This window comes from Fibrobacter sp. UBA2449 (genome assembly GCF_002342555.1).
Lineage (GTDB): Bacteria > Fibrobacterota > Fibrobacteria > Fibrobacterales > Fibrobacteraceae > Fibrobacter.
The window spans coordinates 262,835-288,537 of sequence record NZ_DDQF01000020.1 but is presented as its reverse complement, the minus strand read 5'-3'; the positions used below and the strand labels follow the sequence as shown (position 1 = coordinate 288,537).

29 protein-coding genes are annotated in these 25,703 nt (G+C 48.1%); 19 read left to right on the top strand and 10 right to left on the bottom strand.

Annotated elements, in window-relative coordinates:
- Positions 1 to 71: 71 nt before the first annotated feature.
- The 9 genes from B4B27_RS14070 (at position 72) to B4B27_RS14030 (ending at position 6,677) form a co-directional block, all read left to right on the top strand.
- Positions 72 to 215 (top strand): hypothetical protein, encoded by a 144-nt coding sequence (locus B4B27_RS14070; protein WP_290727277.1) that lies wholly within the window; start codon positions 72 to 74, stop codon positions 213 to 215.
- A gap of 86 nt (positions 216 to 301) precedes the next feature.
- A complete protein-coding gene (locus B4B27_RS14065; RefSeq protein WP_290727276.1) occupies positions 302 to 496 on the top strand; it encodes a hypothetical protein in 195 nt (64 codons plus the stop codon).
- 13 nt (positions 497 to 509) lie between these two features.
- Complete coding sequence (locus tag B4B27_RS14060; RefSeq protein ID WP_290727275.1) at positions 510 to 962, top strand: hypothetical protein; 453 nt, start codon at positions 510 to 512, stop codon at positions 960 to 962.
- Between the two features lie 3 nt (positions 963 to 965).
- Positions 966 to 2,414: a radical SAM/SPASM domain-containing protein gene (locus tag B4B27_RS14055; RefSeq protein WP_290727273.1), complete on the top strand. Its 1,449-nt coding sequence runs from the start codon at positions 966 to 968 to the stop codon at positions 2,412 to 2,414.
- On the top strand, positions 2,411 to 3,196 hold the full coding sequence (locus B4B27_RS14050) for an amidohydrolase family protein (RefSeq protein ID WP_290727271.1): 786 nt from the start codon (positions 2,411 to 2,413) through the stop codon (positions 3,194 to 3,196). Before B4B27_RS14055 ends, B4B27_RS14050 begins: the two co-directional genes overlap by 4 nt.
- 86 nt (positions 3,197 to 3,282) lie before the next feature.
- Positions 3,283 to 3,552 (top strand): hypothetical protein, encoded by a 270-nt coding sequence (locus tag B4B27_RS14045; protein ID WP_290727269.1) that lies wholly within the window; start codon positions 3,283 to 3,285, stop codon positions 3,550 to 3,552.
- Between the two features lie 8 nt (positions 3,553 to 3,560).
- Entirely contained in the window at positions 3,561 to 4,181 is a 621-nt protein-coding gene (locus B4B27_RS14040; RefSeq protein ID WP_290727267.1) for a hypothetical protein, read from the top strand.
- Positions 4,159 to 4,617: a hypothetical protein gene (locus tag B4B27_RS14035; RefSeq protein WP_290727265.1), complete on the top strand. Its 459-nt coding sequence runs from the start codon at positions 4,159 to 4,161 to the stop codon at positions 4,615 to 4,617. Before B4B27_RS14040 ends, B4B27_RS14035 begins: the two co-directional genes overlap by 23 nt.
- Positions 4,618 to 4,823: 206 nt before the next feature.
- The gene (locus tag B4B27_RS14030; RefSeq protein ID WP_290727263.1) at positions 4,824 to 6,677 is read left to right on the top strand and encodes a hypothetical protein; all 1,854 of its coding nucleotides are present in this window, start codon (positions 4,824 to 4,826) and stop codon (positions 6,675 to 6,677) included.
- Between the two features lie 169 nt (positions 6,678 to 6,846).
- Here B4B27_RS14030 and B4B27_RS14025 read toward each other — a convergent pair whose 3' ends face one another.
- On the bottom strand, positions 6,847 to 7,722 hold the full coding sequence (locus B4B27_RS14025; RefSeq protein WP_290727261.1) for a hypothetical protein: 876 nt from the start codon (positions 7,720 to 7,722) through the stop codon (positions 6,847 to 6,849).
- Here B4B27_RS14025 and B4B27_RS14020 point away from each other — a divergent pair.
- The 7 genes from B4B27_RS14020 (at position 7,721) to B4B27_RS13990 (ending at position 12,418) form a co-directional block, all read left to right on the top strand.
- Positions 7,721 to 7,885: a hypothetical protein gene (locus B4B27_RS14020; protein ID WP_173381149.1), complete on the top strand. Its 165-nt coding sequence runs from the start codon at positions 7,721 to 7,723 to the stop codon at positions 7,883 to 7,885. The two genes, B4B27_RS14025 and B4B27_RS14020, sit on opposite strands and share 2 nt — an antisense overlap.
- A gap of 41 nt (positions 7,886 to 7,926) precedes the next feature.
- Complete coding sequence (locus B4B27_RS14015) at positions 7,927 to 9,015, top strand: M16 family metallopeptidase (RefSeq protein ID WP_290727258.1); 1,089 nt, start codon at positions 7,927 to 7,929, stop codon at positions 9,013 to 9,015.
- A gap of 82 nt (positions 9,016 to 9,097) precedes the next feature.
- A complete protein-coding gene (locus tag B4B27_RS14010) occupies positions 9,098 to 10,435 on the top strand; it encodes a BspA family leucine-rich repeat surface protein (RefSeq protein ID WP_290727256.1) in 1,338 nt (445 codons plus the stop codon).
- 130 nt (positions 10,436 to 10,565) lie between these two features.
- Positions 10,566 to 10,712, top strand: coding sequence for a hypothetical protein (locus B4B27_RS14005; RefSeq protein WP_290727255.1), 147 nt, complete (start codon positions 10,566 to 10,568; stop codon positions 10,710 to 10,712).
- 15 nt (positions 10,713 to 10,727) lie between these two features.
- Entirely contained in the window at positions 10,728 to 11,144 is a 417-nt protein-coding gene (locus B4B27_RS14000) for a hypothetical protein (RefSeq protein WP_290727254.1), read from the top strand.
- Between the two features lie 56 nt (positions 11,145 to 11,200).
- Positions 11,201 to 11,803: a hypothetical protein gene (locus tag B4B27_RS13995; RefSeq protein ID WP_290727253.1), complete on the top strand. Its 603-nt coding sequence runs from the start codon at positions 11,201 to 11,203 to the stop codon at positions 11,801 to 11,803.
- Positions 11,804 to 12,418, top strand: coding sequence for a hypothetical protein (locus B4B27_RS13990; protein ID WP_290727252.1), 615 nt, complete (start codon positions 11,804 to 11,806; stop codon positions 12,416 to 12,418).
- A gap of 22 nt (positions 12,419 to 12,440) precedes the next feature.
- Here B4B27_RS13990 and B4B27_RS13985 read toward each other — a convergent pair whose 3' ends face one another.
- The 5 genes from B4B27_RS13985 to B4B27_RS13965 all read right to left on the bottom strand — a co-directional run bounded on the left by B4B27_RS13985 (position 12,441) and on the right by B4B27_RS13965 (position 17,466).
- Positions 12,441 to 13,052, bottom strand: coding sequence for a hypothetical protein (locus B4B27_RS13985; RefSeq protein ID WP_290727251.1), 612 nt, complete (start codon positions 13,050 to 13,052; stop codon positions 12,441 to 12,443).
- Between the two features lie 2 nt (positions 13,053 to 13,054).
- Positions 13,055 to 13,210 (bottom strand): hypothetical protein, encoded by a 156-nt coding sequence (locus tag B4B27_RS13980; RefSeq protein WP_173352310.1) that lies wholly within the window; start codon positions 13,208 to 13,210, stop codon positions 13,055 to 13,057.
- A 174-nt stretch (positions 13,211 to 13,384) separates the two neighbouring features.
- The gene (locus B4B27_RS13975; RefSeq protein ID WP_290727250.1) at positions 13,385 to 14,539 is read right to left on the bottom strand and encodes an alpha/beta hydrolase; all 1,155 of its coding nucleotides are present in this window, start codon (positions 14,537 to 14,539) and stop codon (positions 13,385 to 13,387) included.
- 17 nt (positions 14,540 to 14,556) lie between these two features.
- Positions 14,557 to 15,096 carry a flavodoxin family protein gene (locus B4B27_RS13970; RefSeq protein ID WP_290727249.1) on the bottom strand — a complete coding sequence of 180 codons (540 nt, stop codon included), beginning with the start codon at positions 15,094 to 15,096 and terminating at the stop codon, positions 14,557 to 14,559.
- A gap of 135 nt (positions 15,097 to 15,231) precedes the next feature.
- Positions 15,232 to 17,466, bottom strand: coding sequence for a DUF4419 domain-containing protein (locus tag B4B27_RS13965; RefSeq protein ID WP_290727248.1), 2,235 nt, complete (start codon positions 17,464 to 17,466; stop codon positions 15,232 to 15,234).
- 162 nt (positions 17,467 to 17,628) lie between these two features.
- On the opposite strand from B4B27_RS13965, the gene B4B27_RS13960 reads away from it, so the two are divergent.
- Positions 17,629 to 18,510: a LysR family transcriptional regulator gene (locus tag B4B27_RS13960; RefSeq protein ID WP_290727247.1), complete on the top strand. Its 882-nt coding sequence runs from the start codon at positions 17,629 to 17,631 to the stop codon at positions 18,508 to 18,510.
- A gap of 7 nt (positions 18,511 to 18,517) precedes the next feature.
- Here the strand turns inward: B4B27_RS13960 and B4B27_RS13955 are convergent, their stop codons facing one another.
- Positions 18,518 to 19,744, bottom strand: coding sequence for a hypothetical protein (locus B4B27_RS13955; protein WP_290727246.1), 1,227 nt, complete (start codon positions 19,742 to 19,744; stop codon positions 18,518 to 18,520).
- Positions 19,741 to 20,589, bottom strand: coding sequence for a TIGR02147 family protein (locus tag B4B27_RS13950; RefSeq protein WP_072809215.1), 849 nt, complete (start codon positions 20,587 to 20,589; stop codon positions 19,741 to 19,743). The genes B4B27_RS13955 and B4B27_RS13950 overlap by 4 nt, the downstream gene beginning before the upstream one ends.
- A gap of 169 nt (positions 20,590 to 20,758) precedes the next feature.
- Here B4B27_RS13950 and B4B27_RS13945 point away from each other — a divergent pair, with 169 nt between their 5' ends.
- On the top strand, positions 20,759 to 22,435 hold the full coding sequence (locus tag B4B27_RS13945) for a glycosyl hydrolase (protein ID WP_290727245.1): 1,677 nt from the start codon (positions 20,759 to 20,761) through the stop codon (positions 22,433 to 22,435).
- 25 nt (positions 22,436 to 22,460) lie between these two features.
- Positions 22,461 to 23,846, top strand: coding sequence for an SGNH/GDSL hydrolase family protein (locus tag B4B27_RS13940; protein WP_290727244.1), 1,386 nt, complete (start codon positions 22,461 to 22,463; stop codon positions 23,844 to 23,846).
- A gap of 9 nt (positions 23,847 to 23,855) precedes the next feature.
- Here the strand turns inward: B4B27_RS13940 and bioD are convergent, their stop codons facing one another.
- Both bioD and bioF read right to left on the bottom strand, forming a co-directional pair.
- Positions 23,856 to 24,521 carry a dethiobiotin synthase gene (bioD, locus tag B4B27_RS13935; protein ID WP_290727243.1) on the bottom strand — a complete coding sequence of 222 codons (666 nt, stop codon included), beginning with the start codon at positions 24,519 to 24,521 and terminating at the stop codon, positions 23,856 to 23,858.
- Entirely contained in the window at positions 24,518 to 25,648 is a 1,131-nt protein-coding gene (gene bioF, locus B4B27_RS13930) for an 8-amino-7-oxononanoate synthase (protein ID WP_290727242.1), read from the bottom strand. Before bioF ends, bioD begins: the two co-directional genes overlap by 4 nt.
- Between the last annotated feature and the right edge of the window lie 55 nt (positions 25,649 to 25,703).

The following is a 25,703-nucleotide window of genomic DNA, read 5'->3' as shown; positions in this document are numbered from 1 at the left end:
CACCGTACCGAAACCCGCGCGGCATGGTGCGCAACAATCCAGCGGGATAACATACTCTCATGAGGTATATTATGAAACAACAAAAGAAAATGGCTTACAAGAAGCCCCAACTTATCGCCAAGAACAACCCGACCGGAAGCTTCGCTGCTGGATGCCCTGAAGAAAGTGCCGGTCATCCGGTATTCAATTGCAAGAAGTGCGATCGAGCTTCGTAAAATAATAGGCATTATTTCCTATGGCAAGGCGTTCGTGCCCTGCTTTAGGAAATATTTTTCCCCTAATTGGATTCAAAGGAATATATATGACACAGACTGAATTAGAAGAAAAATTATTGCGTTTTCTTAAAGGAGAAAAAGGGTTTGTCACGGACGCTCAAATTTCGCAGTGGAAATTAATGCAAGGAATTTCTTCGGATTTATCTGTTGATGACGCTTTAGATTCGTTAAAAAAACAGGGCTTTATTTCATTAAAAGACAATGGAATAATTGTTCATTAGTAAGGAGTTGATAATGTTAAAAAAATCAATAGCAGATCAAATTCAGCTAATTTCGAAAAATCGACAGCAAAAAAAGTCTAGTCAAATGAAGAATTATGAAACCGCAGAGAAAAAAAGAATTCTGCAACAGAAAAAAATGGACGAAAAGCTAACTACGATATCAAATTTTTTGCGTTCTGTAAAAAACAACTTCAATAGAATTTTGCTGAATGAGAAAATGGGCGATTATGAATTGCAAATTTGCAATAAAAATGTATCTAGTCCCTTAGAACATTCTTATGGACTGATGCTGAAAAAAAACGAGAAGAAAATTATTGCCAAAATAGAAATTATAGCCTATAAAGATAAGGAATATTGTGTTTACACTGTTGAGAATAAAAAAGAGCATGTTCGAACATTTGGCCCAAGATTAAAAAATAGAATAGAAGCATTTTTTGTTGAAAAAGTAAAAATGCAGGAATCGTAGAACATGTTCTATCGTCTATCTCGTGATACATTTATTCGTTCCATTGGTGAGTATGGCTATATCTATAGTCAGCTCACCAAACACGACCGCACCTACACTCAGGAAGGTCGTGCTTTTCTTGATGTTCTTTCTCGTGAGCCACAAAATCTAGAAATTCTAGCTGTAAGGGCGTGTGAATATTTTGAAGATGTTTCTCCATCAGATGTTCAAGCGGACTTGCTGGAATTTTTGGATTCCTTGGTTGACGACCGCTACTTGATTTCTGGAAATACAGCCAAAGAGTGTGCTGCTAAAGACACTCACTTCAGTTATGCAGGAAATCCGAAAACTCTGTTTACCTATAATGCGCAACAGAATACAGATGATGAAAAACTCTATACCGATACTCAGGAACTACTTTTTGGTTATTATCGTCAGCATCCGCAAATTCATAGTTGCCAAATTGAGACAACCAACCGCTGTAATGAACGATGCATCCACTGTTACATTCCGCATGAATTGAAAAATATGGTGTTGCCATACGAAGTAATCGAAAATGTTCTTGAACAGTTGTATGATTTAGGTGTCTTGGGGTTGACATTGTCTGGGGGAGAGTTTTTTACTCATCCTGATGCAGAAAAAATTCTTCGAAAAGCCCGCGAATTGGATTTTAGTTTTACAATACTTTCTAATATCACACTTATCACCCCAAAAATGATTGAAGTTTTAAAAGAAGTCAATCCAGGACTTGTTCAAACTTCACTCTATAGCGTCATTCCTGAAGAACATGACCATATCACGCAACTTAAAGGTTCTTGTGAAAAGACCAAAGCAGCCATTGATGCTCTAATTGCAGCGAATATTCCCGTGCAAATCAGTTGCCCTGTGATGAAAACGAATTATCATTCTTACAAGGAAGTGCTGAAATACGCTTACGAACGTAACTGCAAGGCTCAAACGGATTATGTGATGATGGCTCGTTACGATTTTACCACGGACAATCTTACAGAACGTTTGTCTATGGAACAAACTGAGGAACTTCTTAAAGACATTATTCAATTTGATAAGGATTATCTTGATTTCACTGAAACACCTATTTGTCCTGTATCACGGGAGGAATGGGAAAAGCAACCGTTCTGCGGTGTAGGTATGGATAATCTCTGTATCGCAAGTGATGGCATAGTGTATCCGTGCAGCGGTTGGCAGGGTATGGCGTGTGGTAATGTTCGCGAACAACCCATCAAGGATATTTGGGAAAAGTCTCCGCAATTAAATAAGCTCCGTAATCTTACCAAATCTGCCATTCCGCAATGCTATGATTGCGAAGACAGACAGTTCTGTGCAGCTTGTCTTGTTCGTAATTTCAACGAAAGTGGAGGTGATTATTTGAAAGTGGCTCGTCACTTCTGTAAGGCTGCGCACCTGAATAGAATATTGGTTGAAGAAGCTAAGGCAAAAATGAGAAAGGGATGAAACTTTTCGATTTTCATGTGCATATAGGACAATATTTTGACGACTATTACACGCCGCCTCGAATATTACGCACGCTGAGTTTGGCTGGCATTATGCATTTTGCCTATTCTAGTACCAGTACTGTCGTTACGGATGACCCTAATTTTCTGCTAGAAGAACGTATCGCTATGTATGAACTTTCAGAAGGGCGCGCCAAGCCTATTTTGTGGGTGACTCATGATATGCTGAAGCGTTCGCGAGACTTGTCTTTATATATGAGTGAAAAGGGTGGCAAAATTTGTGGGTTGAAAATTCACGGTGATTCCGAGAAATGGATACCTACTGCGTCGGACAAATGCTTTAGACGAGTCTTTGAAATTGCGAGGGAATTGGGACTGTTTGTGAAAGTCCATACGGGCGAAAAGAACGAATGGTGTAATGCAGGAAATTTTGGACATATTTGTAAAATCTATAGAGATGTTCCTGTAATTCTTGCACATGGACGCCCGCTATCTCCAACAATTTATGTTTTGATGAAAAATCCGAACGCTTATGTTGATACATCCTTTATGCCGCATAATCAGCTGCGAAATCTTATTCATGTTGCGCGTGAACAGGACTTTATTGATCGAATTTTGTTCGGGACAGACTCTCCCATCCCTGGGCGTTATCTGAAAAGTTCCCTTCCGCGGCACTTGCGGGCACGAATTGCAACGAGCAAGCAAATTGCGGGTAAGGATTGGAAGAAAATTTCGTGGGAAAATGCGAGTAGATTGCTTCGGGGCAATCGCTCCTCGCCATGACGGAATGAATTTTTACAAATCCGATGCCAAAAGCGATATACATTTGCGAAACGTCCAAAAGCCCAAATCACGCAAAGGAGGCCCGCATGACCCTAGAAGAACTTGAAGCGATTATCCTGCCATATACCACCAAGGAAGATGGTTTCGGCCAGTATGAATACTGGTTCAACATCGACGAGAAGCGGCATCCCGAAAAACATGGCGGGATGACCATCCCTGACATTGCCTACACTCCGGAATATGGAGAACTGGCCACTTCATTTGACGTTTCAGGAGAAATGTTCAATAGCCTTGAAAAATTGACAGTTGAGGAATTTCAAGAAGTATTTGAAAAAGAAAAACTTGCCCATCAGTGAGGTTCACCATGAAAAGAGTTCTTCTGCTAGCACTCGCACTTTCGACCCTAGCTTTTGCCGACAAGCCGACCGGCGTGTGGCGTTTCGCCCGCACAAATTCCATGTATTCTACTGCATGGAACCATCCGGGAGCCATAATCGACCTTGGCGACAAGGAGGTATGCCATTATGTCGGACAGATTAACTTCCCAGTGAACAGTGACGGACAATGTGACAACATTCTCATACTGCACCTTGCGAAAGCACAGGCGATGGAGGAGAACGGCAAGATTATCGGACTGTATTGTGCCTACGATTGGTCATACCCTGACATGGGCGGCAATTTTCTGACCAACGACGTGTACCGCGAGAATTGCCCGGACATTTTGGCTACCGTCAACGGCGGGTTCGACGTGGTTGGAGAATACTGGTTCAAGCCGAAGGAAAACCAGACCATATATTACGAAGATGGAGCCCCAATCAGACAGACCCTATCGAATACTAGGGAGGTCCTGGACAGGTTCGACAAGAAATACGAGAACCAGATAAGGTATCGCGACACATACGACTGGATTCAGCTGAAGCCAGGCTACGGATGGGACCAGTGGGAGCGACCGGGGAGCGTGTATGGGAAACAGATGGGCAAATAAAAAATTTATCATCGCCTTTGCGCTTGCCCTGCTTATTTGTGCCTGCGCTACGACACACGACAGGGAGAACCGCTTCGACACGCTCGTTTCTGCCAGATTCAACAGCATTACAAAGATCCATTGTCTAAACCGGACGGCGCTTTCTGAGGAAACGCAAGGTGATTTTCGTGTAAAGGTCTTGCAAAACAGGGACGATCCGCTGCGGGTCTGTTATCGGATTTCTGAGTTCGAAAGGTGTTTCGACACACGCCTAAATTACACCTATACGGAATGCCGCGAAACGACTCCGCCTTACAAACACTGCCACGATGACCGTTTCGATGGAAACGAGATCTGGAAAATTTATCACATCGGGGCGGGCGACACCCTGATGCTCGGGAAAGACATTTTCGTAGCCATCACGGGCGAAGGATGCTTTGCCGCTGCTAAGCAATAGGTTATGGAAACTCTCTTTTTAGCAATGATTGTCGGCATCGTGACCTTATGCCTACTTGTGCTCCTTGTGGTGGCCACTATAAAGGTATTTTTTGCCGTTTTGTCGCTTTTGCTTGTTATTGCGGGATTTATCGTTTTGGGGGTAGCCATCATTTAATCCATTTGCTATTATCAAATCACATAATAAATGTATTGAAAGTTTTTTTTATGAGCAAGCAGGACATCTGGAATATTCTCGAGAAAATTGCACCCAAGCCTTATTTTAATTGGGGCGACAAGCAGTTGAATGCAAATGGAGGATATGCGAGGAGTTCCTGGGATGTCAGCAAGGAAACCCATGAACGGATGTTTGTTTTCTATAAGGATATCGAATTTGCACAAGAATGTTTGCGTCGCGATTATGAAGAACCGACCGAAGACAACGCAATCTTGAAACTGTGCGGTTCCAGGCGCACGGGCAACCGTAGGTTCCCTCGCTTTGGTTGGCTATTTCCGCAGCAAGGCTGCATTATCGGCCGAGAAGAGTTTCTGAAACATCCAGGAAAAACAAGCGCTTGGCAATCCCTTTACGCTTTGGTTGCCGAATCGAAAACCGAAGGCCGGCAGAAGGCGTCAATCCTCGCAAAAATCGACAATATGACGAAATGCGACGAATCGAAGAAGCGAGTTTTTGGAGAAGCTGGCCCTAGGTTCATCCTGGTTCGCAACCATTATCAGGTTCAATTCTCAACAGACGAAATGTCCGCAATCCTCCCCATCCTTTACGAAGCCGCCATCCCTGTGCAAAAAATATCTGCAACGGAAACTAGCTTGCCCGAAGACTGGGCCGATAAGGAGGAAACGCCATTAGGCATATCTTCTTGGGAACAGTTTTATTCTGCCGCCAAACAAAAAGAAATCATCGACGCCCTGAGCATCATTTACCGAAAATTTCCAAATCCCAAAATCAAGAACTGGGAATTATTTGCGGATAACCGAAATTTCTGGGAAAGCTACGATAAGTTGAAACACGGGGTAAAGGGGCTTGAAATCGAAGACTTGTCCGTGATGGTGGCTCATGTTCTCGCCGAGATAACGAAATGTGACGGGAATGGCAGATTGACATTTTTTACGGGGCGAGCAAAAATAGCGAAAAACGGAGCAATCACCTATATCGACGATTTTGGTCTGATTCGCGAGGCGAACGAATATTACAACAAGATCTACCTACCAAAACTCAAGCCGCATAAATTCGTCAACAGGGATGGCCGCGAAGTATTGACCGCCAGGGGCTTTGAATACGCAGACACTTTTGCGGCAAGCCTTATCAAAGCGATGTTTGGAAACGGCAAGGGATACGGAATCAGCGGCCCAGTAGAAAGACTGGTGAAGTATGCAAACGACATGAGGAAACTTGCGAAGGATTCGCCTGTGCGTACAAGAGCTTTGCCAGAATCGAATCTATTTAAGAATCCAGAAAACCTGCTATTGCTTTTAAGCAGCATTTCTGTCGGTGAAATACAATCTTTCCCGCAAGAATATGGTTCCATCGCCTATGCGGTTTTCGTTTCTATTTTTCCGAACGCATACGACCGCTACGATTTTATCGAAGACTACTCTGAATTTTACGAAAAAAACAGTGTAACTGACGGTCGTGACGCCAACCGTAAATTCAATAGCCGCTACAAGTTTCTTTATGAACCTGCATTCAAGAACAAGAGAAAGCCGAGCTTTACAAACTGTTCGATTCTCGATATGGCGCTCCGCAACGGGGATATGCCAGAATGGTCTTCGAATATCATGACCGCACTTTATGAAAACGCCTATGGCAAGAATGATGAGGAAGGCTATAAGAAAAAAACCGAACTATTCCCGATAGCAAAACTAGATGGTTTGACAAAACTAGGTACTGTGCAATACAGCTACTTTGTTGACGATGTCGAAAATTACGCTGTTATTCATTTGCAAAATGCGCTAAGAAGTTTCCTTGATAAATTTTGCCAAACGAAATTGCCTCGTTCTACGCCCACGAAAAAATTGCCACGGTTGACGGTAGCGGATAATATCCTAATCCTGGAATAGATTCATCTGATTTTGTCGTATTTGCTGCATTTTGACATTTAATGTCAAATGAATCACATAATAAATAGCGGTGATTAGAATCAAATAATTTTCCTCTGCAAACGCCCGTGTTATAAAGATCCCCCGATTGAGGGGACCCGGGGATACATCGTGTCTTTTTGCTAGGAAATTACCGATTTCTGCGTAAAATCGCCATTTTAACACTTAAAAGGAGTTGTTCATGACGCAACACAACGGCACGCAGTCCACCCAGATGAACATCAATAGCCTCGTAGAGGTTGCCCAAAATGCACAAAATGGGCGCATTTGTTCGGGTGCCCTGAGACTTCTTTGGGAAATTGTAGGGGACACCGTCATGGGCAATATGGTCGGAAAATCCTATCGCATAAACTCCGATTTCGACATGATCGGGGATTCGCCTAGGGATCGCCGGGAGAAACTGGCCTCGGACGCATACCTCTTTTTTTGCGGGGCGGTCATGAACTTCGACCAAAATCTTGGCGTGCCATTCTTGGCGTATATCGCCCAGAAGGTCTGTTGGAAACTCGCCGCCGACAAGCGTGATAACGCCAAACGTGACGATCGCATAAAAATCAGTTCCAAAATGCAGATAAATGCTTCCGAAGAATTTGCAGAAGAAGACGCTTTTGCCGCCCTGCTGGAAAGAACTCCAAATGAAGAAGATGTCGAGGGCGATTGCTTCAGGAGAGACGCCATCCTCAAAATCAAGAACATTGCTGCCAGCGCCCCCAGAATTGCAGCCTACTTTGAGACCTGTCAAGAAGTGTGCAATCAGGGCTTCAAGGGATCCGATGCCGAAGTCGCAAGGTTCATGGGCTGTACTCGGGCAAGCACCGGCAACTACCGTAAGAAGCTCGTCCGCATGCTTGCCGAAAAAGGAATGGATTTCAATTCCCTTGTTACGACGGCTGCGTAATTCAAGCTGAAATTGCACGTTTTTTTTTACAAATCGCGTCATTGTGACGATATATGTAAAGCGACGCAACAGAACGGCAATACACAAAAAAAACAAGGAGTCCAACATGGATAACAAAATCGAAGAAAAGAAGGAACTCGACCAGAACAGCAAACCTACAACCAGCAACATCAGGCGCCATCCGATGAAGGGCGAACCCGGCTACGACGAGTTCATGCGGGAACTCTTTAGAAGTGCAGGGTCGAACATGCTGAGGGACGACGAAATATAAAAGCGGGCAAAATGATCATACAAGAAATAAATCCTCTTGAAATGGCGAGTTTGCATGTTGTTTACGACAATCTCTCGCCTCTTGACGAGGCGGACGGCAAGCATGGCTCGTGTCACCTTATCGAGCACATGATTGGCAAGGCGATGGACCCGATTGCGCCGATACTCCACGAGAACGGTATCGAAAACGACTATTGCGTAAACTACGAGATGGTAAACGCCTCGTTTACCGGGACTGCCGAGGAACTGGAAAAGCAGGCCCCGATCATCGTGCAGCAAATAGTAAACTCCGATGCAGACCGCTTTACACAAGAAGATTTTGAAAGCGAGCGGAGTGCCGTAATCAACGAAGTGGAGCTGATGAATGTGGATGCTTTTCAACGGACCCTCGGTCGCGCCACATTGGAAACTTACGGACTCCACGGGCCCGAAGGAGTGCTTGAAGATATTCGAGCCTACACGTTTGACGAGTTCAAGAAGGATTACAAACGACTTGTAGCCCGCCCCAGCCGAATTGTCTATGTGGGGCCACGTAGGGTTCATTTCCCGGAAGTTGAGTTCTCGGAGAGCAGACGGTTTGGGCAAATCGCCCCATACAGAAGTGTTTGGAACATGCCAGAAAATCCGGAGTCAAACGACGATGACGAATACAATTCTATTGTATTCATCGGCACGGAGCCAATCGTAGGCAACCGCGATTATGCAGCAACGCTGCTTGCCACAAACATGCTCGCGGCTAGCGACGAGGCCATATTGTTGAATCAACTTCGCACGAAGGAGGGACTTGTCTATGGTTGTGCCGGTTCCTTGGGAACATTCCGCAATGCGGGAATCCCTGTCTTTCGGACAGCAACCGCTGCCAGGAATACCGAAAAGGTGATGTGCTGTATGTCGGACGTTCTTGAAAACCCAGAGCGCTATCTGACCAAGGATCTTTTCGAAAGGACCAAACGATATTTCGGAGCGATTGAGAAGGCCTCGCGCATTTTGCGCTACTGCAATTGTAACGACCTTGTCCGTAAGGGCATGATAACCTACGAGCATGATTTTGGGGGCATCGAATACCCCGAATTTATCGAAATAACGAAGAAATACCTTTGTCAAGGGAATTTTTGCCCATTTGTAGGGTAAAATTTTCCTTTTTTTGTGCTTTTTTATATAGATTTCTTTAAAAATCGAACAGGATCGCCACATTTTTGCAAGGAAACAGGTCATGAGCAACGAAAATAACGAAAAACCAATGTCAAACGAAGAAGCCCAAAAACTGAAACTATGTGAAGAGATTATTGCTGAATACAGGGCACGCGAAGCAGCGGAATTAACTCATAGATCCTTTGCAAATAATGAAAGGGTTGTTGTACAAGACAGAAATCAATTAGAGGAACTTGTCTACGCAACAATCAGAGAAAAAGGATATGAATGTAACCTGAATTTCATTGATGTATCCAATGTCACTGATATGGGAGGTCTTTTTAGGGACAGTCAGTTCAATGGCGATATTAGTGAATGGGACGTGTCGAATGTAACAAATATGAGTTACATGTTTAGCCACTGTATGTTTAATGGTGATATTAGCAATTGGAATGTGTCCAGTGTTAAATACATGAATTACATGTTTGAAACAAGTCCCTTCAATGGTGACATCAGCAAGTGGGATGTATCAAATGTAACGGACATGAGCCATATGTTTGAGGATTCTTCGTTCAATGGTGACATCAGTCACTGGAATGTGTCTAATGTAACTGACATGAGCGATATGTTTCTTATATGTCATTCTTTTGATAGAGATCTAAGCTCATGGAAATTGTCCATTGATAAAACAGAAATAACGGAAATGTTTGGTTATCGTAAAATTAAATTTGAAAACATGCCAATACTTTTACCTGTAAAGGCGACTGATGACAACGTAAAAAAAATTGTCGCAGGAGCTATTGGAATATTGGGTAAAAAGGCGGACCTGAATTTTATAGATGTGTCAAGTGTAACCAACATGAACGCCATGTTCGCAAATTCTTCGTTCAATGGCGACATAAGTCGCTGGAACGTATCAAATGTAATTGATATGAGCTTCATGTTTGATCATTCATCGTTCAATGGCGACATAAGTCATTGGAATGTGTCTAATGTAACTAATATGAGCTGTATGTTTGAGGGGTCAACTTTTGATGGCGATATCAGTCTCTGGAATGTGTCTAATGTAACTAATATGAACAATATGTTTGCTTGTTCATATTTCGATGGCGACATAAGTCACTGGGATGTGTCTAATGTAATTGATATGAACTGTATGTTTCATGGTTCAAAGTTCAATGGCGATATCAGTTACTGGAATGTAGCCCGTGTAACTGATATGGGAGGCATGTTTTTCGGTTCGATGTTTAATGGAAATATTAGTCACTGGGATGTGTCTAATGTAACTGATATGGAAGGCATGTTTAGTTATTCTGATTTCAACGGAGACATAAGCAATTGGAACATCTCTAGCGACACGGATACAACCGACATGTTCAAAAATTCAAAATACACTGGGCGTTTTCCGGCAAAACATTAGAATTGGACAAAAATCAACTACATAACGCCACTCGATTCAATCGGGTGGTGTTTTTTTTTACAATCTCTCCGCAATTGACGATATAAGAATAGGGGAATGCGAACATTTCCGTTATTGATGCGAGGACACAATGAAATCTAAACCGATTTCCGATAGAGATTTACCTAACTCCGGTTATAAGAGGCTTATTGATAAGCTCAAGCAGGAAAATAGTTCTGACCCAAGAATAAAGGTTCTTATCAAAGAGGGTTTTGCGGAATTTATAAAAAAGCTTTAAACAAAGGGGATGGAAATGAAACTCATTTCAAAAGCGACTCTTAAGAATTCCTGGTTCTGGGTATGCGTAGGATTGCTAATTTCCGTGACCATCACGACAGCCTTTTTCGAATTTCGGAGGGATCACGAAGAAACCTTGATGGAATTTTCATTCCACTGCCCTGATGGGTTTATCAGCTGGGAAAATACCGAATTTGAAATCACAAATAGATTCGAAATGCATGGCGACTCACTGATAGACTTTGAAAAACGGATTCGTTACGGATGTCGTCCTTTTGACTTTACAGGAGTCTCCCGCGAGGCTGTCGATAGCCTGATTGCAGCCCACAATGTAATCCATTACATCTGGATTCAGGGGCACATAAACCAAAGCAAAGGAGTATTGCTAAAAGCCGACACTACACATTCGACAAAGATTCACAAATACCGTTGAAAAAGGGAATTTAAATCACATAATAAAATGTGCAACAAAAAAAGGGAAACCGCATTATGGAAGAACATTACTACAGGCGCATGCCATACGATGTGGAAATGCCTACCGTCAGCAATGACCAGCAGGCGTTACATATGGAAGAACGGGCCATTGCAGACATCTACAAGGCCCGTAAGAAGCGCCACGAGCGAATTCTTCGCGAAAGCGTGCCCCTGTTCATTCGCAACAGGGACCGTATTTGTGCCGATATCGAGATGGCCCGTTGCCACATAGACGGTATCCGGTTTGGACTTGCTTATACAGGTGCGTGGGATGTTCCTGTCGCTTTCTTGGGTGGATTGCTTCGCCTGTGGGAAAATCCGGCATTTCAGGGGGAATGTCCCAAGTGCCACGAAACTGCCTATTGTATTGGCGGGGGCGGGAGCCCTCTTTCGGGGGTAAAGAATGTTGCTATGACCTGCGGCTCGTGCGGTCATCAGTTTGGGAGTTCGACCACGAAGGCTGATATGAATGTGACTTCCTTTGGAAATGCTTTGGTCACATCAATCAATGTATCGAACCAGGGCCTCGGAAGTATGGAAGATGAAAGCCTCCCTATAGAAAACGTGGTCCATACACTGCAACTTGAAGAATACAATGCCCAACAAAAGGAGGCTTAAATGCTGAACCTGTTCAAGCACCAGTGGCTGCCGGATTACATCCGGGAATACATCGTCAAAAAGTTTCCTACGAAAAATTTCAAGGTAACATTTGAGATTAACGGGCGTGACATGCCTATGGACCAGGTTGTCGGCAACGAGCGCCACGTCAAGCGAGGAACCGTCACCTATACCGATGCCGAAGGTGATTCTACAACGTGCTGGTTATTCCTGCGCAGGGGCGAAATAACCTTCGACTCGGTATCCTTTGCAGTAGACAATTTCGCGCTAGAAGGAATCGAGCCCGGTGTACGCAAGCTTCCGCGGGTAGGCAAAAAAGACGAAGTCGAAAAGTACCGCAAGAAGCTCAAGAAAAAACTTTCAGAGGCGATGGACTACTGCCCCGGTTCCTTTTTGGACAGGCTCCACGAATACCCCATTACCGACATGCCCCGCTGGCGCCGCAAACGCATCTTGAACCTGCTTGCCAACATGAGCGAAGACGGGGTTCCCGCCTTTGTCAGTTTTGACCTGGACAATGTGGCACTTAGCCAGTTGGAACAGTTCAACGAAGAACTGGAGCTGGCCTTGATGGTAGAAAACAAGTACGAGCCGGAACTGGACGAGGAAGGATAACGTCGCTTTACAATTCTTGTTTTTACTTAATATCAATCAAATCAAAATACATCAGACGCGTATGCAAAGGTTTTTCGCCCAGCATTTTTACATTGATTCCAAGAGCCCTTGCTTCGTTAATTTCGGAACTATAAAGGAATTTGAAATTGTTTTTCTGATAGTAATGAATGACTTCCGGTTTATTGATCGCATCAACGATGATAAACCGGCAACCGGTCTTGTTTTCGTCGCTACGGAACCAAGCTTTGATGAAGTCCATTACTGCAGAGCCAAAACCTTGTTTGGCAAATTCAATATTCGTCCCCAGACGACCGACCAAAACTCCGGGATAGCGGCGAAGATTCTTCTCGCCATTCTCCGTGACATATTCAATCTTCGCCTTGTCTTCAGGAGCAAGTTGTTTGATTCGAATTGAATCGTTTGATATTGTAAATGCAGCAACGATGCTTTCGGGACGCTCTCTTAGACGAAAGACATAAGTCTTTCCCAAAAGTTTTTCACCGTATAGTCGAAAATCCTCTCTGAAAAATTCGTCAAGGTCTTCATTTCCGCATTTGAAGGGGTTGCAACTTTGCAGCAATTCCAGAGAAAGCCGAGCAAAGGAGCATCGGTTCAAAAATTCGGCAAGGGTCATGTCTAGAAACCTTGTTCGCGGAGGAAATTCCTAACGAGCAGAATTTTATCTCCAAAATCCTGTTTACGCTCGTTCTTTTCGGCGTATTCTGCTTCCTTGAGAAAACGTTCAGCGTCTTCCCCTTGAAGCGTTGGTATGGATCTTATTGCCACAGCCATAGGTTTATTCCTCTGCTTAAAAATAGGTTTTGAATGTCTAATTGTCAATATGGCATTTACGCACATATCCCTAAAATAGCATTTAAAAATGGCAAAAAATGACAAAAAGCAACCAAGGTCACAATTTGTGACCTTGGACAGCAGCGAGAATCGTCGCGGTTTTGTGTCTTTTGTTTACTTCAAGTTCGTCTTGAAGAATTCGTTCAGCTTTTCGAAGGGGATTTTTTCCAGGTTGTCGTAGAGGTCCACGTGGGAGGCTCCGGGGATAACGAGGAGTTCCTTATTGCCGACGGTCTTGCTCCAGTTCTTGGTGGCGTCGAGTTTTGCGGGAACGTCCGCCTTCTTGCCAGTCATCTTTTCGAATGCGCCTTCGCCGAAGTAGCGGCTGTGGGCCTTTTCGCCGTGGATGATGAGCACCGGGTTACGGATTTCGTCGGCGTATGCGAGGAGCTTGGTGTTCATGAGCGAGGTGCCTGCGGAGGCGGCCCAGCCCTTGTTGCTGTTGAGGGAGCGCTTGTGGTAGCCGCGCGGGGTCTTGTAGTAGGCGTAGTAATCCTTGACAAAGTAAGGAGCGTCGTCCGGGAGCGGGTCCACCACGCCGCCGGCCAGGTCGTAGGTGCCGTTCTTGAAGTCCTTGGTGCGCTGGGCCATCAATGCCTTGCGGGCCTCGTTGCGGGCATCGGCGTTGTTTGCCGCATCGAAGTAGCCATTTGCGGATACGCGGCTCATGTCGTACATGGTCGAAGCAACCGTCGCCTTTACGCGGGTGTCGATGCCGGCGGCATTAATCGCCATGCCGCCCCAGCCGCAAATGCCGATGATGCCGATGCGTTCCGGGTCAACGTTGTCGCGGGTCGAGAGAAAGTCCACGGACGCCATGAAGTCTTCGGTGTTGATGTCCGGGCTGTTCATGTAGCGCGGTTCGCCGCCCGATTCGCCAGTGAAGCTCGGGTCGAATGCGATGGTCAGGAATCCGCGTTCCGCCATCTGCTGGGCGTAAAGGCCGCTGGACTGTTCCTTGACGGCTCCGAACGGGCCAGAGACTGCGATGGCGGGGAACTTGCCGTTCACCTTGAGGCTCGTGTCCTTGGGCACGAACATGTCGGCAGCGAGTTCAATGCCAAAGTGGTTCTTGAAAGTGACCTTGGAATGTTCGACCTTGTCGCTCTTGGGGAAAACCTTGTCCCATTCGGCGGTGAGCGTGAGCTTGTTCATATTTTCTTCCTTTGTCTGTTGTGCTGCAGGAGCAGTTTCTGTTGCAGTGTTGCACGCCATCAGGGTGCATGCGGAAACCACGGCAAACGCCGCTTTTAAGAATTTGGATTTCATGAGTCATCTCCTTGTTGTTAAACTTTCTTTCCCATGGTGAACGCCTTTTTCAGGAGCGAGGAATTCTTCTTGACGTCGCCGGCGCTTTCGGCACCCGTGGCGCAGAGGGCGCCCTTGAGTTTCACGCCGTCAAAGCAGGCTATCCACCCGCCAATGCCGCGCTTCGCGATGTTCATGGCCTTCGCGTCGGTGTCGGCGGCAGACGTGAGCAGGTAAATCTCGCGGAACTTGTAATCGCTAGAATAGAGGGAATTTGCGCGGTCGAGCATGGTCTTGAGCTGGCCGCTCATTTCGTAATAGTAAATCGGCGTCGCGAACACGATGACATCAGCCGATTCCATCTTCTTGGTGATGGCGGGAGCGTCGTCCTTGATGACGCATTTGCCCTTCTTCTGGCAAGCGAGGCAGCCCATGCAGAAACCGATCTTCTTGCCGCGCAGCGACTCGAATTCCACCTTGTTGCCCGCCTCGGCGGCACCCTTCGCGAACTCCTGCGCCAGGGTTTCGGAGTTGCTCCCCTTGCGCAAGCTGCTGGACAAGACCAATACTTTTTTCATAGGTTCCTCTCGGTTGAAGTCTTTACATGTTCAAATATACCTCTTTTTTTAGATATTGCAAATACTTTGTTTTCATAACTAGATATGCTTATAAGGCATATAATTTTGTAAATTTCTACGTCAAGTATGGGGAGGTCATTTTTCTAAGGGAACTTCCTCGAAACAAACGGGGATTTGCGGGATAATGACGCGAGTGGGGTCTTCCGCAAAGTCTTCTTTGTTGAAGGAATACACAAACCATTTTCTAATGTTACCGTTGATGTTCTTATACTCATAGCAGTTGTAGCTGGAAACACCGCCCGTGGCAACATTCCGAGAAAAGGAAATTTCATTACAAGGCTTTTTGCTTTCCCCCGTTTCCCTTTCCTTTTCTATATGCCCTTTCAGCACAACAGTATCCTTTGCATCCTGTCCATTTTTTTTGCAAACCATTTGATGGTCCTGAGTAAACGCGATTATAATTTTCTCGGCTTTTATAGTGCCTTGAACAGGAATATCGTTACCTATGTTGCTACGCACCTTTTGAGGCAGATATGCGTAATAAAGAGCTGTTTTTACATCATTTAGGAAATCTTTGTACATAGCGTTTTTTGTGTTCAACTTGACTTTTGTGACTTTGCCCTTTTTATCAAAGGAAAGTTCCGCTTTTACAAACAATTTAAATTCATCCTTGTAATATTTTCGAAGAGCCTGTTGCAAACGCCAACCGCAACTGAATTCAATCGCTTTAGAAAATGCGTTTTTATATTCATTGATTCCATTGAAGGACTCTCGCATTGTCTTCAACGTGTTTTTCTCCGCAGTTAAGTCAGTGACATAAACTTCCATTTTTGGAAGAGACTTGTTCTCCGCTAGTTCTAGGGAAAAACCCTTTGTCGAAATATTATGCTTGCTCAGGAATTCCTTAACGGCGCTGGAATCTCGGAAAGATCCAACCCCATGAAGGGAGGCCATGGCCGAGCCGTAAAAAACAGTATGTTCAATAAGCTCTCCCTTGCGGTAATAATTCATGGTAAGACTTTTGTGAAATTGTTTATCTAGAAATTTGCGATAACCTTCCTGTTCTTCAGGAAACTCTTGTTCATATTCGAAGGCTGCTGCGAATTCCTGAAGGTCATTCTTGTCATTGGTCGCAAAGGCCACGCCATCCTGACCGACGATGTTCATGGAATCTGCAATAGCAAGAACTTCTTGCAGGCGCATAGCCTTACCGGGAATATACTCCAGATTCTTTGCAACATTTTCTTGATTACACCACCCACACAGGGAAACAAGGGCGTAACCGCGAGCAGCCTTCAGCATTTTCGAGGCTTTGTCAAATTGAACACCGACAAAGCCCGTGTAAAGTTTTAGGGGAACAGTTTTCCCTATATAATGCCATTGGATATTAACATCAGTAATTCCCTTGGGGACTTCATTAAAATCCATTTGTTCATTCCACTTCACGCGTTGATGAAACTTATTTTCGAAGTCGGTGGTGTAAGGGAAAAACTTCGAAATCCAGCCGTTGAATTTAGGATTGCCACAACCCTTGGGATCATTTCTTTTGAAAATATCCTTCCAAAAATCAAGATTGCTACTACCGCCATGAGCGTTAATGAATTCTTCCAGCACCGGGTTCAGCTCATCGGCCCACCACTTTAAATTCAGACGGGCTGCTAGCTGGTTGTAAGCATCCTTCAACTTGATCCAGTCTTCCTTGGTCCCCTTAATCTTGATTTTGGGAATACCGCACATGGTATAGACGTGATAGGAATAATATTCCGAAGCCACCGCAAGAGCCATGGAGCTAGACACGGTAAAATCCACGTCGTTTGTAGTGGAGAAACGAGTCTTCATAGGCATCCCTGTTTCAACGGGAAGTTTTGTCTGCAAAGAGGCAAATAGACCGTCAATGACCGCATTCCATTCTTTCGGGGAGGACTCAAAAGACAATTTGTCGTTTTGGATCTTCACCGTGGTGTCGGCGTTCGAACCAACGAACTTGTCCTTCAATGATTCACGATGGACTTTCACGTGAATACGAATGCCATCCAAAATCATGAGCCAGATATCATCGGGAGAAATCTCCAAGGAGTAGTGCCTGGCGAAGGCCATGGATACCAAGCTAAGGAAACCGGGCTTTGCAGAAAGTTCTTTAACGAAGGGACTGATGGAATCGGAATAGGCTTTTACCAGCACCTCGCCGGTGTTTTTTCCATTTTCAGCTTCCGCAACAAAATACTCCGAGAAACCACCCTGAGATACAGGAATTGTTTCTTCGCGGAATGCAGAGTCGCGAACATTCTTATTGACAATAATGACGTAATCTTCCTGGGAGAATATAGCACAGGCGAAGAACAACAAACATATAAAAAAGGGTCTAATCATACCTTGAATATATAAAATACCGGAAAGTTGAAAAAATGATTGAGCTACAAGCTGGGACTTTAGTCCCCACCTCCCCCACCATCAAATCAATCAGTTATTCCTTCCGGGCATTATTTTTACAATTTCATACCTGCGGGGCTTGAATTTTATTAGTTTTCGGGTATGGAACTTCGAGTTTTGCGGTATTTTCTGGAGGCGGCGCGGTTGGGGAATGTCTCGCGCGCGGCGGATAATCTTTGCGTGACGCAGCCGACGGTGAGTCGCCAGCTCAAGGAGTTGGAGGAGGAACTGGGCGAGAAGCTTTTCGAGCGCACGAATTACGCGATTCGGCTGACGCCTGCGGGGGAACTCTTGCGGGAGCGTGCGGAGGATATCCTTTCGATGGCGGACAGGACGGTGCAGGATTTCAAGTCGCTGAAGGAAGACGAGGTGGTGGGTGAAATCGCCATCGCCTGCGCGGAATCGCGGAACGTGAATTTTCTTTCGAAGTGCATCGGGATTCTCCGGGACGATTATCCGAAGATTAAGTACAACTTATATTCGGGCGACAGCGAGCGCGCCCTGGAAAAGCTGGACAAGGGCATTTTTGATTTCGCGGTAGTTGTAGACAACGTTGATTTGGAAAAGTACAACTGCCTTGCGGTGCGTTCGGTGGACCGCTGGGGCGTGGTGATGCGCCGCGACGATCCTTTGTCCAAGCGGGATTTCATTGAGCCGAAGGACTTGCTCGACAAGCCGCTGTTGGCGTCGCGCCAGGCGATGGTGGCGGATTTGCCGAAATGGTTCGGCGACGATATTTCGAGGCTGAACGTGATTGTGGGGCTGGATCTTTCGTACAACGGTTCGGTGCTTGCAAAGGAAGGCACGGGCTACCTGCTCACTTTCGACGGCCTGGTGGATACGAGCCGCAGTTCGCGCCTGTGTTTCAGGCCGCTCATGCCCGAGCTCACCACCAACATGTACATCATTTGGCGGCGGGGCCAGCAGTTCACGCGGGCGGGCGAACTTTTCCTCGACACGCTCCGGCACGTGCTGGAGGAATAGGCAGAAGCTAGAATTCTACGCCTTCAAAGACGATTTCATCGATTTCGAGGAAACTGCCGCTGCTGGCAAAGATGCTCACGAACCCGATTTCGTGGGCGATATTTTTCCACTCCACCTGGTAGACGGATGCGTTGAGTTTTTCGTTGCCGGGCCTGAACACGAATTCCTTCCAGGCGGTGTCGGCAGTCGCGTGCCAGAGCGATTTCTGGAAGTTGTTGTCGCCAAGATCCTTGTAGTGTTCCAGCGCGAAACTGAAATCGCAATCCCCGCGCACCTTCATGCGGATGGCGGTGAGCGCGCTCAGGTCATAATAGCCCGTGTCGAGCCCGAGATGCGTGCCGAGAAGCACGTAGCCGGAATCGCCGAGGTCGAACTGCAGCGAAAGGTACTTCCCGCGGTCACCGTCCACGATGGCACTGCCGAATCCGCCTGCAGAATCGGGCTTGATCCAGGTTGCCGTACCCGAGGCGATATAGTACCAGCCGTAGTTCTTGTAAGTCTTCGCGAGGTTGTTCAGGCTGTCGCCATCGTCAAAATCCTCGAAGACGAATTCGCGGGTCAAATCCCAAATGTGCATGAGCGTATCGACGGAAGTACCCGCATCAAGCGAAACGTCAGCAACGGGCTCGTTCCACATAAGAACGGTATATTTTCCCGACGGGACGTGCGAGAATACAAACTCGCCACCTTCGTTCCTGGTCCAATAGGGAGTTGCATCGAGCATCAAGGAGACATCCGAAACCGCAGAATCAGAAGCGGCGGCACCAAAACGCACTGTTAGCGAAACGGACGGCAGAAGCTCGATTTCATTCATCGTAGAATCCGCAGCCTTGAGCCTTGTCCACACCATGAGCGAGGAGTCCTCGCCGGCAATTCCTTCGACATAGCACCTTGCATTCTGGCACTCGTCCAGTCGAGTCTCGAACTGCACCATTCCGGAATCATCCGCAGTGGCAGTTTCCAGCGCTGAAACATGGGACGGGAGGAATTGCGTTATATCTTCGGACGGGCTTTCCACGGGGACGGCACCAGAACGCTGGTACAGCGTAACGCGTGCCTGCGGTATAGGCTTGTGCGCCCCGTCAAACGCAATGACGGCAATCCCGTTCGTCGTCTCGCTCGTGGCTCCCGCAGTCTCGGACCCGCTGTCGGAACAGCCCGAGAACGCAACCAGCGCAAGGCCGAATGCGATGCAAAAAAGTGTCCTGTTCCTAAACTCCTGGGATAATCTCATCGTTCTTCCTTTTTCATCATCGGGAACAACTGGAAATTTAACTGATAAACGCTGTCGCAAATTTGCGAAGGCATCGCATTGACCACATTTACGATGGATTTTCGCGTCTCGGCGAGGATTTCGCGGATTTTTTCAATCTGTTTCGAGTCGAGCGCCATCGTGAGCGTGCTGATATCGCGCTTTTCCTTGGGGGTATCGGCGATGGACTTGCGGGCAAGTTCCGCAATGCTCGCCTGGTAGTCGCTGATGCAGGCGCTCAGCCAGTGTTCCTTCGTCTTGAGGTGGGCCTCGGTAGGCACCACGCGGCCGTCCTTGCGGGTATGCGCGAGCCCGAGCTGCAACAGCGCGTCTACTGCGGCCTGTACCTGCGTGGCGGTGAGTTTCGGGACGCTGCTCTCGCCAAGCTTTGCGGCATCCTGCGGGCCGCGGTAGTCGAACACGTCGAGGGCCGAACGTATCATCGGGTAGAACCACTGCTGAAAATAGCGGTAGCGGGCCTCGTCCAGCTCGCGGCAGGCGGCAGGGCGCATCTTCTGCAGCGTCTCGAAATGCTTGCGCACCTGCTCGTCGGTTTTCGCCTTCCCGTAGGCGACCATCTCGCGGAAATACTCCGCCTTCGCCTCCTTGAAGCGGAAGAACTGCACGAACGTCTCGATGCACTTGGGCGAAACGTGGCGCTTGCCCTGCAAAATCTTTACCAGGAGGCTCGCATCCATATTGACCGCAGTGGCGAACACGCGGTAGCTGAACGTCGGGTCCAGCGACTTTTCCAGTTCGTAGAACTCCTGCAAAAACTTGCGGTAGTCGGAATAGTCGTATATGTTGATCTTGTTTTTCGAAAACATGGCGGGCCTGCCGGTATAAATATAGTTTCTCGCTATTAAATTTCCAATTTTTTCGGGTCAATTTGTAAATTTTTTCACAACAATGTTGACTTTTTTGTCCACACCCGTGGACATTTTGCTGGCGGCAACCCGCAAAACAAGGTATATTCAGTATAACCAAGGAGTTCTAATGAATATCGGCCTTAAATTCGCAATTCTCGGTCTGTGCGTCTCGACGGCGGCATTTGCCACCAAGTACGAGGCGGAATCGGCAACGCTCTCCGGAGGTGCCAAAAATGTCAACGCCTCGGGCGTCTCGGGCACGGGTTACGCCGACATGCAGGAAGGCAACATCACCTTCGCGGGCGTCACCGCAGAAAAGGCGGGCAAGTACCAGGTGACCATCCGCTACAAGGCGGGCGATTTCAAGGCGAACTACATCGTGGTCAACGGCGCCACCTCGGGTACCGTCGACTTCGAGGGCACCTCCAACTGGTCCGACGTCTCGACCGTCGTCACGCTCAAGGCGGGCACGAACACCATCTCACTCGAAAAGTACTGGGGCTGGATTAGCGTGGACTATATCGACGTGGAACCCTACGAATCCTCCCCCTTCAAGCTCTCCGCGACCCCGGTCACCCCGAATGCGACCGAAAGCGCCGTGAAGCTCTACAGTTTCTTGCGCGAGAACTTCGGCAAAAAAACGATTAGCGGCATCATGACCGGCGACATGAGCGGATACACCCTGGGCGCCGACTTCAAGACCCACGACGACGTGAAGTACATCTACACGCGCACGGGCAAGTACCCGGTACTTGTCGGCCTCGACTTCCTTTTCGCAACAGGTCCGAGTGCATCGCAAAGCTGGAATATGGAATACACCAACAAGGCGATATCCATTGCAAAGGGCCTCTGGAAGGCTGGCGGCATTCCCGCATTCACCTGGCACTGGAAAGACCCGCTGGACAAGGATGACGCGTTCTATATCCAGGGCGCAGACAACGGCCAGGGATACACGACCTTCGATTTCGCGACCGGATTCAAGGCCGGCACTACCGAATGGAACACCGAAAGTGCAGCCTACAAGGGAATCATCGCCGACATCGACCACATCGCCGACTACTTCCTCGAACTGCAGAAAGAAGGCGTGGCGGGCATTTTCCGCCCCCTGCACGAAGCGGGCGGCAAATGGTTCTGGTGGAGCATCAATTCGGGCGACCAGTTCGCCGCCCTCTATCGCCTTGTCTATGACCGCATGGTGAAAGTCAAGGGCGTGAAGAACATGATCTGGGTGTTCAACCCCGAAGGGAGTACCGTCACCTCCTGGAATCCGGGCAGCGAATATTACGACGTGCTCTCCATCGACATCTACAACAGCGCAAACGACCATTCTAGCAACGCAAGCGCCTTCGACAAGTTCAAGAGCGCATCGAACGGCACGAAGATTCTCGCACTCAGCGAAAACGGGCCTATCCCCGACGTGAACAACATGCATACCGACGAAGCGGTATGGAGCTGGTGGATGCCGTGGTATAGCACCTGGAGCGGAACCTGGCCCGGCCAGACGAAGGACGCCGTGTGGAAGAGCAACATGGACGACGAACGAGTCCTTTCTCTCGAGGACATGCCCGGCTGGGACAACTACACGGCGGACGTCACTCCCGATACGACAGTAACGCCTCCCGACTCCGGCACGACCCGCATCGCGACCGCACCGCGCCTGCTCGGGACGGCAACCACCATCGGAATTTTCGACATGAACGGCCACTACGTGGGACTCACTACGCAGGGGCTTCCGCAGGGCCGCTACGTCATCCGCAAGCAGGTGCAGGGCCACGTCGTGAATACGCTTTACCTCAAGAAATAACTGGACAAAAAAAATGGATGTGTGTATGGGATACATGAACAAAAAAGTCGTTGTCGCCTCCACTGTGTTTTTCTGGGTTGGTTTGGCAAACGCCATAGTCCCGAACAAGTTGGTTTCTGGCGGTTTGCCGGCACATACGGGGGCGGCAACGACCGATTATTTAACAGACGGTTACCTGACGAACTGGAAGAGCAGTAACGCCAAGGAAATCGCGCTGAACGTGGGCGAAGGTCCCACGAAACTGCGAATCAACTGGGAATCGTTCGGCGATTGCGCCTGGGCGACCAACTTTACGAGCGGCTGCGGGCATAGCGGCGTCGCGCTTTCGAATTTCAAGATCATGACCTCCGCGAATTCCACCGACGGCAAAGACGGCGACTGGGTCGAGGCGGCAAGCGTCAAGAACAATCCCGTGATGGCGCGCGGCGTCGACATCGAATTTGCGGGAAAGTCGTGGTTCAAGTTCGTGAGCGAAGGCGACGTGGGCCAGATTCTCGAAATCGAGGCATTCGACATGAGCGCGGACGGAACCGACACGTGGTTCTTCATGGGCACGAGCATCAGCCAGATGGGAATCAAGCAGCAGGATACCGACTCCACGACGGCGCAAATCATTCACGCGAAGTTCCCGGAATACACGCCCGCCATGCTCCGCGGAGGCATCGGCTGCATCAACAGTTCCGAGGTCGTCGAGCACTTGGGCGAATACCTGGAGTACGCAGGCAACGTGAAGTTCTGGGCCATCGAGATGGGCACGAACGATGCCTGGGGTGGTGGTGACTGGAACCTCGCCACATACAAGAAGAACATGCAGACGATTATCGATTCGGCGAAGGCGCACGGCATCACCCCGATTATCGCCCGCATTATCGCGACAGATTCTTCCAAGGCCGGCTGGCAGGTGAACCCCGCATTCCTCGAGGCCGTCGACAACCTGACCGAAGAAAACAACCTCCCGAAGGGTCCCGACTTTTTTGCCTACTTCAAGGAACACCCCGAACTGCTCGCAAGCGACGGCGTTCACCCGAACGGCGACAAGAAGGGCGGGCAGGCGATGCACCACCTATGGGCAGAGGCTCTCGCCCCGCTGTATGCCGCGGGCGACACGACGAAAGCAGACAGCTCCAAACAGGATTCTTCAGGAATTGTTTCTGGCGATTCCTCAAACAGCCTTGCTTCGCAAAAAAGAAACATTTCCCTCCCCCACATTTATTCGGAGGGCAAAAGCATCATCATCAATACAATCGGCCATTCCGTTGACATTATCTTGATTTCGCCATTAGGTCAAGTTCTTGCCCAAAGCAAAACATCTTATGGAGCAGTAAGATTTGACAACCTTTCTGCAGGACGATACGTTGCAATCATTCGCGGCAACGGGATCCGATTCGAAGCGAACGTTATCGTAAAATAAACCACCAGACTAAAACGGCTGCACACCTAAATCGGTGTCGCCGTCTTTCACTTTTGCAAGGATTTCGAGACCTGTCAAATCCTGCATCATGCGGATGTTGTCGTCTTCCATTTCCAGGTTGCCGCTACAACCATAGCGGTTCACGATGAGTCCGCGAACATCAAGGCCGCGGCTACGGGCGTATTCTACGGTGAGCACGCAAGCGTTAATGGAGCCGAGGGCCGCCGTCGTTACGACAAGCAGCGGAAGGCCCAGCGTCTTCATGATATCGACGAGGAAAATTTTCTGATCATCGTAGCGGATGGGGCAAATGATTCCCCCGCTGCCTTCGGCAAAAATGAATTCATGGCGAGCGCAAGCCGCTTCAAAATCAGCCTGGACTTTCGAAAGTTCTACGGGGTTGCCTTCTTTGCGGGCGGCGAGATGTGGCGAGACGGCTTCTTTATAGATGTAGCTCACGAGCTGTTCTTGCGTATCGGGAAGATTTGCAATGTTTTTCACATAGTCGGCGTCACCGGCGACCCATTTGCCGTCGCGGAGTTCTGCGCCGCTGAGGGCGGCCTTGTAGTAGCCCGCATCGATGCCGAAATCGCGCCACTTTTTAACGAGAAGGGCGGTGATAAAGGTCTTGCCGACATCCGTTCCGGTGGCTGTGACGAAATATCCTTTACTCATACACACTCCTTTACTGCTTGCGCAATTACTGTTGCGGCGGCTTGGAGCTGTTCGTGCGTGTGCGTGGCCATCAGGCTTGCGCGTAGGCGGGCTTGCCCCTTGGCAACAGTGGGGTAACGAATTGCGGGGATAAGTATTCCCGCATCTTGAAGCGCTGCGGATATTTTAAGCGCGCAGGCTTCGTCGCCGATGACAATCGGAACAATCGCAGACGGGGACTGGACGACGTTCACGCCTTCATGCAGCAAGGCATCGCAGAAAAATTTCACGTTATCACGCAAGTTCTGCACGCGTTCAGCATGCGCATCGATGTAGCGCAAGTTGTTGCAGGCGGCCGCGGCAACGGCAGGAGCCATCGCTGTTGTAAAAATAAAGCTGCGGGCCTTGTTGCGGAGGAAATCAATCAGCTGCTGCTTGCCCGCCACGAAGCCGCCCTCGGCGGCAACAGCTTTGCTCAATGTACCGACGGTTACGTCGGCATGAGCACAGCCGTAGTGTTCGGCAAGGCCTCGCCCGGTCTTGCCGAGCACTCCCGTGGCGTGCGCCTCGTCAATCATCAAGAGACAATCATTGTCTTTTGCTATCCGCAGAAGTTCCGGCAAGTTCGCAAGATCACCATCCATGCTAAAAACAGCATCGGTCACGATAAGCCCACGAAAGGTCCGCGCATCTTGTTCCGTCCTAGACTCTTTAATAACCCGTTCCAAATCCGCCATATCGTTATGCTTGTAAACAAAGCATTTGGCTCGCGATAACTTAATTCCGTCAATAATGCTCGCGTGGTTCAGTTCATCGCTAAAGATAAAGTCGTTCTTGCCGCACAAAGCCGAAATCGTACCGACATTCGCCATGTAACCCGTATTGAAGGTGATGGCCGATTCTTCGCCCTTGAATTTTGCGATAAATTCTTCCAGTTCCTGATGCGGAGTCTTGTTGCCCGTGGTAAGGCGGGCTCCCCCGCTACCTGTACCCCACTCCAAAACTGCCTGGGCCATCATTTGCTTAAGTTCATCGACATCCGCCAAATCCAGGTAAGAATTAGACGCCAGCAGAATCTGTTCCTGCGAATCGCCGTCGGGCATGCGAATCTTCACGCGCGACGATTCCGGCGTTTCCATCAAGCGCATTGAGCGGTAAGTGTTATTCGCCCGAGCCGTTTCCAAAGTGTCTTTTGTAAAAATG

Bases quoted from the DNA above. Each gene is read 5' to 3' on its own strand.
- B4B27_RS13995 (WP_290727253.1), top strand. From the start codon at position 11,201: ATGGAAGAACATTACTACAGGCGCATGCCATACGATGTGGAAATGCCT.
- B4B27_RS14055 (WP_290727273.1), top strand. From the start codon at position 966: ATGTTCTATCGTCTATCTCGTGATACATTTATTCGTTCCATTGGTGAG.
- B4B27_RS14000 (WP_290727254.1), top strand. From the start codon at position 10,728: ATGAAACTCATTTCAAAAGCGACTCTTAAGAATTCCTGGTTCTGGGTA.
- B4B27_RS13965 (WP_290727248.1), bottom strand. From the start codon at position 17,466: ATGATTAGACCCTTTTTTATATGTTTGTTGTTCTTCGCCTGTGCTATA.
- B4B27_RS13940 (WP_290727244.1), top strand. From the start codon at position 22,461: ATGGGATACATGAACAAAAAAGTCGTTGTCGCCTCCACTGTGTTTTTC.
- B4B27_RS14010 (WP_290727256.1), top strand. From the start codon at position 9,098: ATGAGCAACGAAAATAACGAAAAACCAATGTCAAACGAAGAAGCCCAA.
- B4B27_RS13975 (WP_290727250.1), bottom strand. From the start codon at position 14,539: ATGAAATCCAAATTCTTAAAAGCGGCGTTTGCCGTGGTTTCCGCATGC.
- B4B27_RS14070 (WP_290727277.1), top strand. From the start codon at position 72: ATGAAACAACAAAAGAAAATGGCTTACAAGAAGCCCCAACTTATCGCC.
- B4B27_RS14020 (WP_173381149.1), top strand. From the start codon at position 7,721: ATGGATAACAAAATCGAAGAAAAGAAGGAACTCGACCAGAACAGCAAA.
- B4B27_RS14015 (WP_290727258.1), top strand. From the start codon at position 7,927: ATGGCGAGTTTGCATGTTGTTTACGACAATCTCTCGCCTCTTGACGAG.
- B4B27_RS14035 (WP_290727265.1), top strand. From the start codon at position 4,159: ATGGGAAACAGATGGGCAAATAAAAAATTTATCATCGCCTTTGCGCTT.
- B4B27_RS14030 (WP_290727263.1), top strand. From the start codon at position 4,824: ATGAGCAAGCAGGACATCTGGAATATTCTCGAGAAAATTGCACCCAAG.
- bioD (WP_290727243.1), bottom strand. From the start codon at position 24,521: ATGAGTAAAGGATATTTCGTCACAGCCACCGGAACGGATGTCGGCAAG.
- B4B27_RS13955 (WP_290727246.1), bottom strand. From the start codon at position 19,744: ATGAGATTATCCCAGGAGTTTAGGAACAGGACACTTTTTTGCATCGCA.
- B4B27_RS14050 (WP_290727271.1), top strand. From the start codon at position 2,411: ATGAAACTTTTCGATTTTCATGTGCATATAGGACAATATTTTGACGAC.
- B4B27_RS14040 (WP_290727267.1), top strand. From the start codon at position 3,561: ATGAAAAGAGTTCTTCTGCTAGCACTCGCACTTTCGACCCTAGCTTTT.
- B4B27_RS14025 (WP_290727261.1), bottom strand. From the start codon at position 7,722: ATGTTGGACTCCTTGTTTTTTTTGTGTATTGCCGTTCTGTTGCGTCGC.
- B4B27_RS13985 (WP_290727251.1), bottom strand. From the start codon at position 13,052: ATGACCCTTGCCGAATTTTTGAACCGATGCTCCTTTGCTCGGCTTTCT.
- B4B27_RS13980 (WP_173352310.1), bottom strand. From the start codon at position 13,210: ATGGCTGTGGCAATAAGATCCATACCAACGCTTCAAGGGGAAGACGCT.
- bioF (WP_290727242.1), bottom strand. From the start codon at position 25,648: ATGCGCTTGATGGAAACGCCGGAATCGTCGCGCGTGAAGATTCGCATG.
- B4B27_RS14045 (WP_290727269.1), top strand. From the start codon at position 3,283: ATGACCCTAGAAGAACTTGAAGCGATTATCCTGCCATATACCACCAAG.
- B4B27_RS13950 (WP_072809215.1), bottom strand. From the start codon at position 20,589: ATGTTTTCGAAAAACAAGATCAACATATACGACTATTCCGACTACCGC.
- B4B27_RS14005 (WP_290727255.1), top strand. From the start codon at position 10,566: ATGAAATCTAAACCGATTTCCGATAGAGATTTACCTAACTCCGGTTAT.
- B4B27_RS13970 (WP_290727249.1), bottom strand. From the start codon at position 15,096: ATGAAAAAAGTATTGGTCTTGTCCAGCAGCTTGCGCAAGGGGAGCAAC.
- B4B27_RS14060 (WP_290727275.1), top strand. From the start codon at position 510: ATGTTAAAAAAATCAATAGCAGATCAAATTCAGCTAATTTCGAAAAAT.
- B4B27_RS13990 (WP_290727252.1), top strand. From the start codon at position 11,804: ATGCTGAACCTGTTCAAGCACCAGTGGCTGCCGGATTACATCCGGGAA.
- B4B27_RS13960 (WP_290727247.1), top strand. From the start codon at position 17,629: ATGGAACTTCGAGTTTTGCGGTATTTTCTGGAGGCGGCGCGGTTGGGG.
- B4B27_RS13945 (WP_290727245.1), top strand. From the start codon at position 20,759: ATGAATATCGGCCTTAAATTCGCAATTCTCGGTCTGTGCGTCTCGACG.
- B4B27_RS14065 (WP_290727276.1), top strand. From the start codon at position 302: ATGACACAGACTGAATTAGAAGAAAAATTATTGCGTTTTCTTAAAGGA.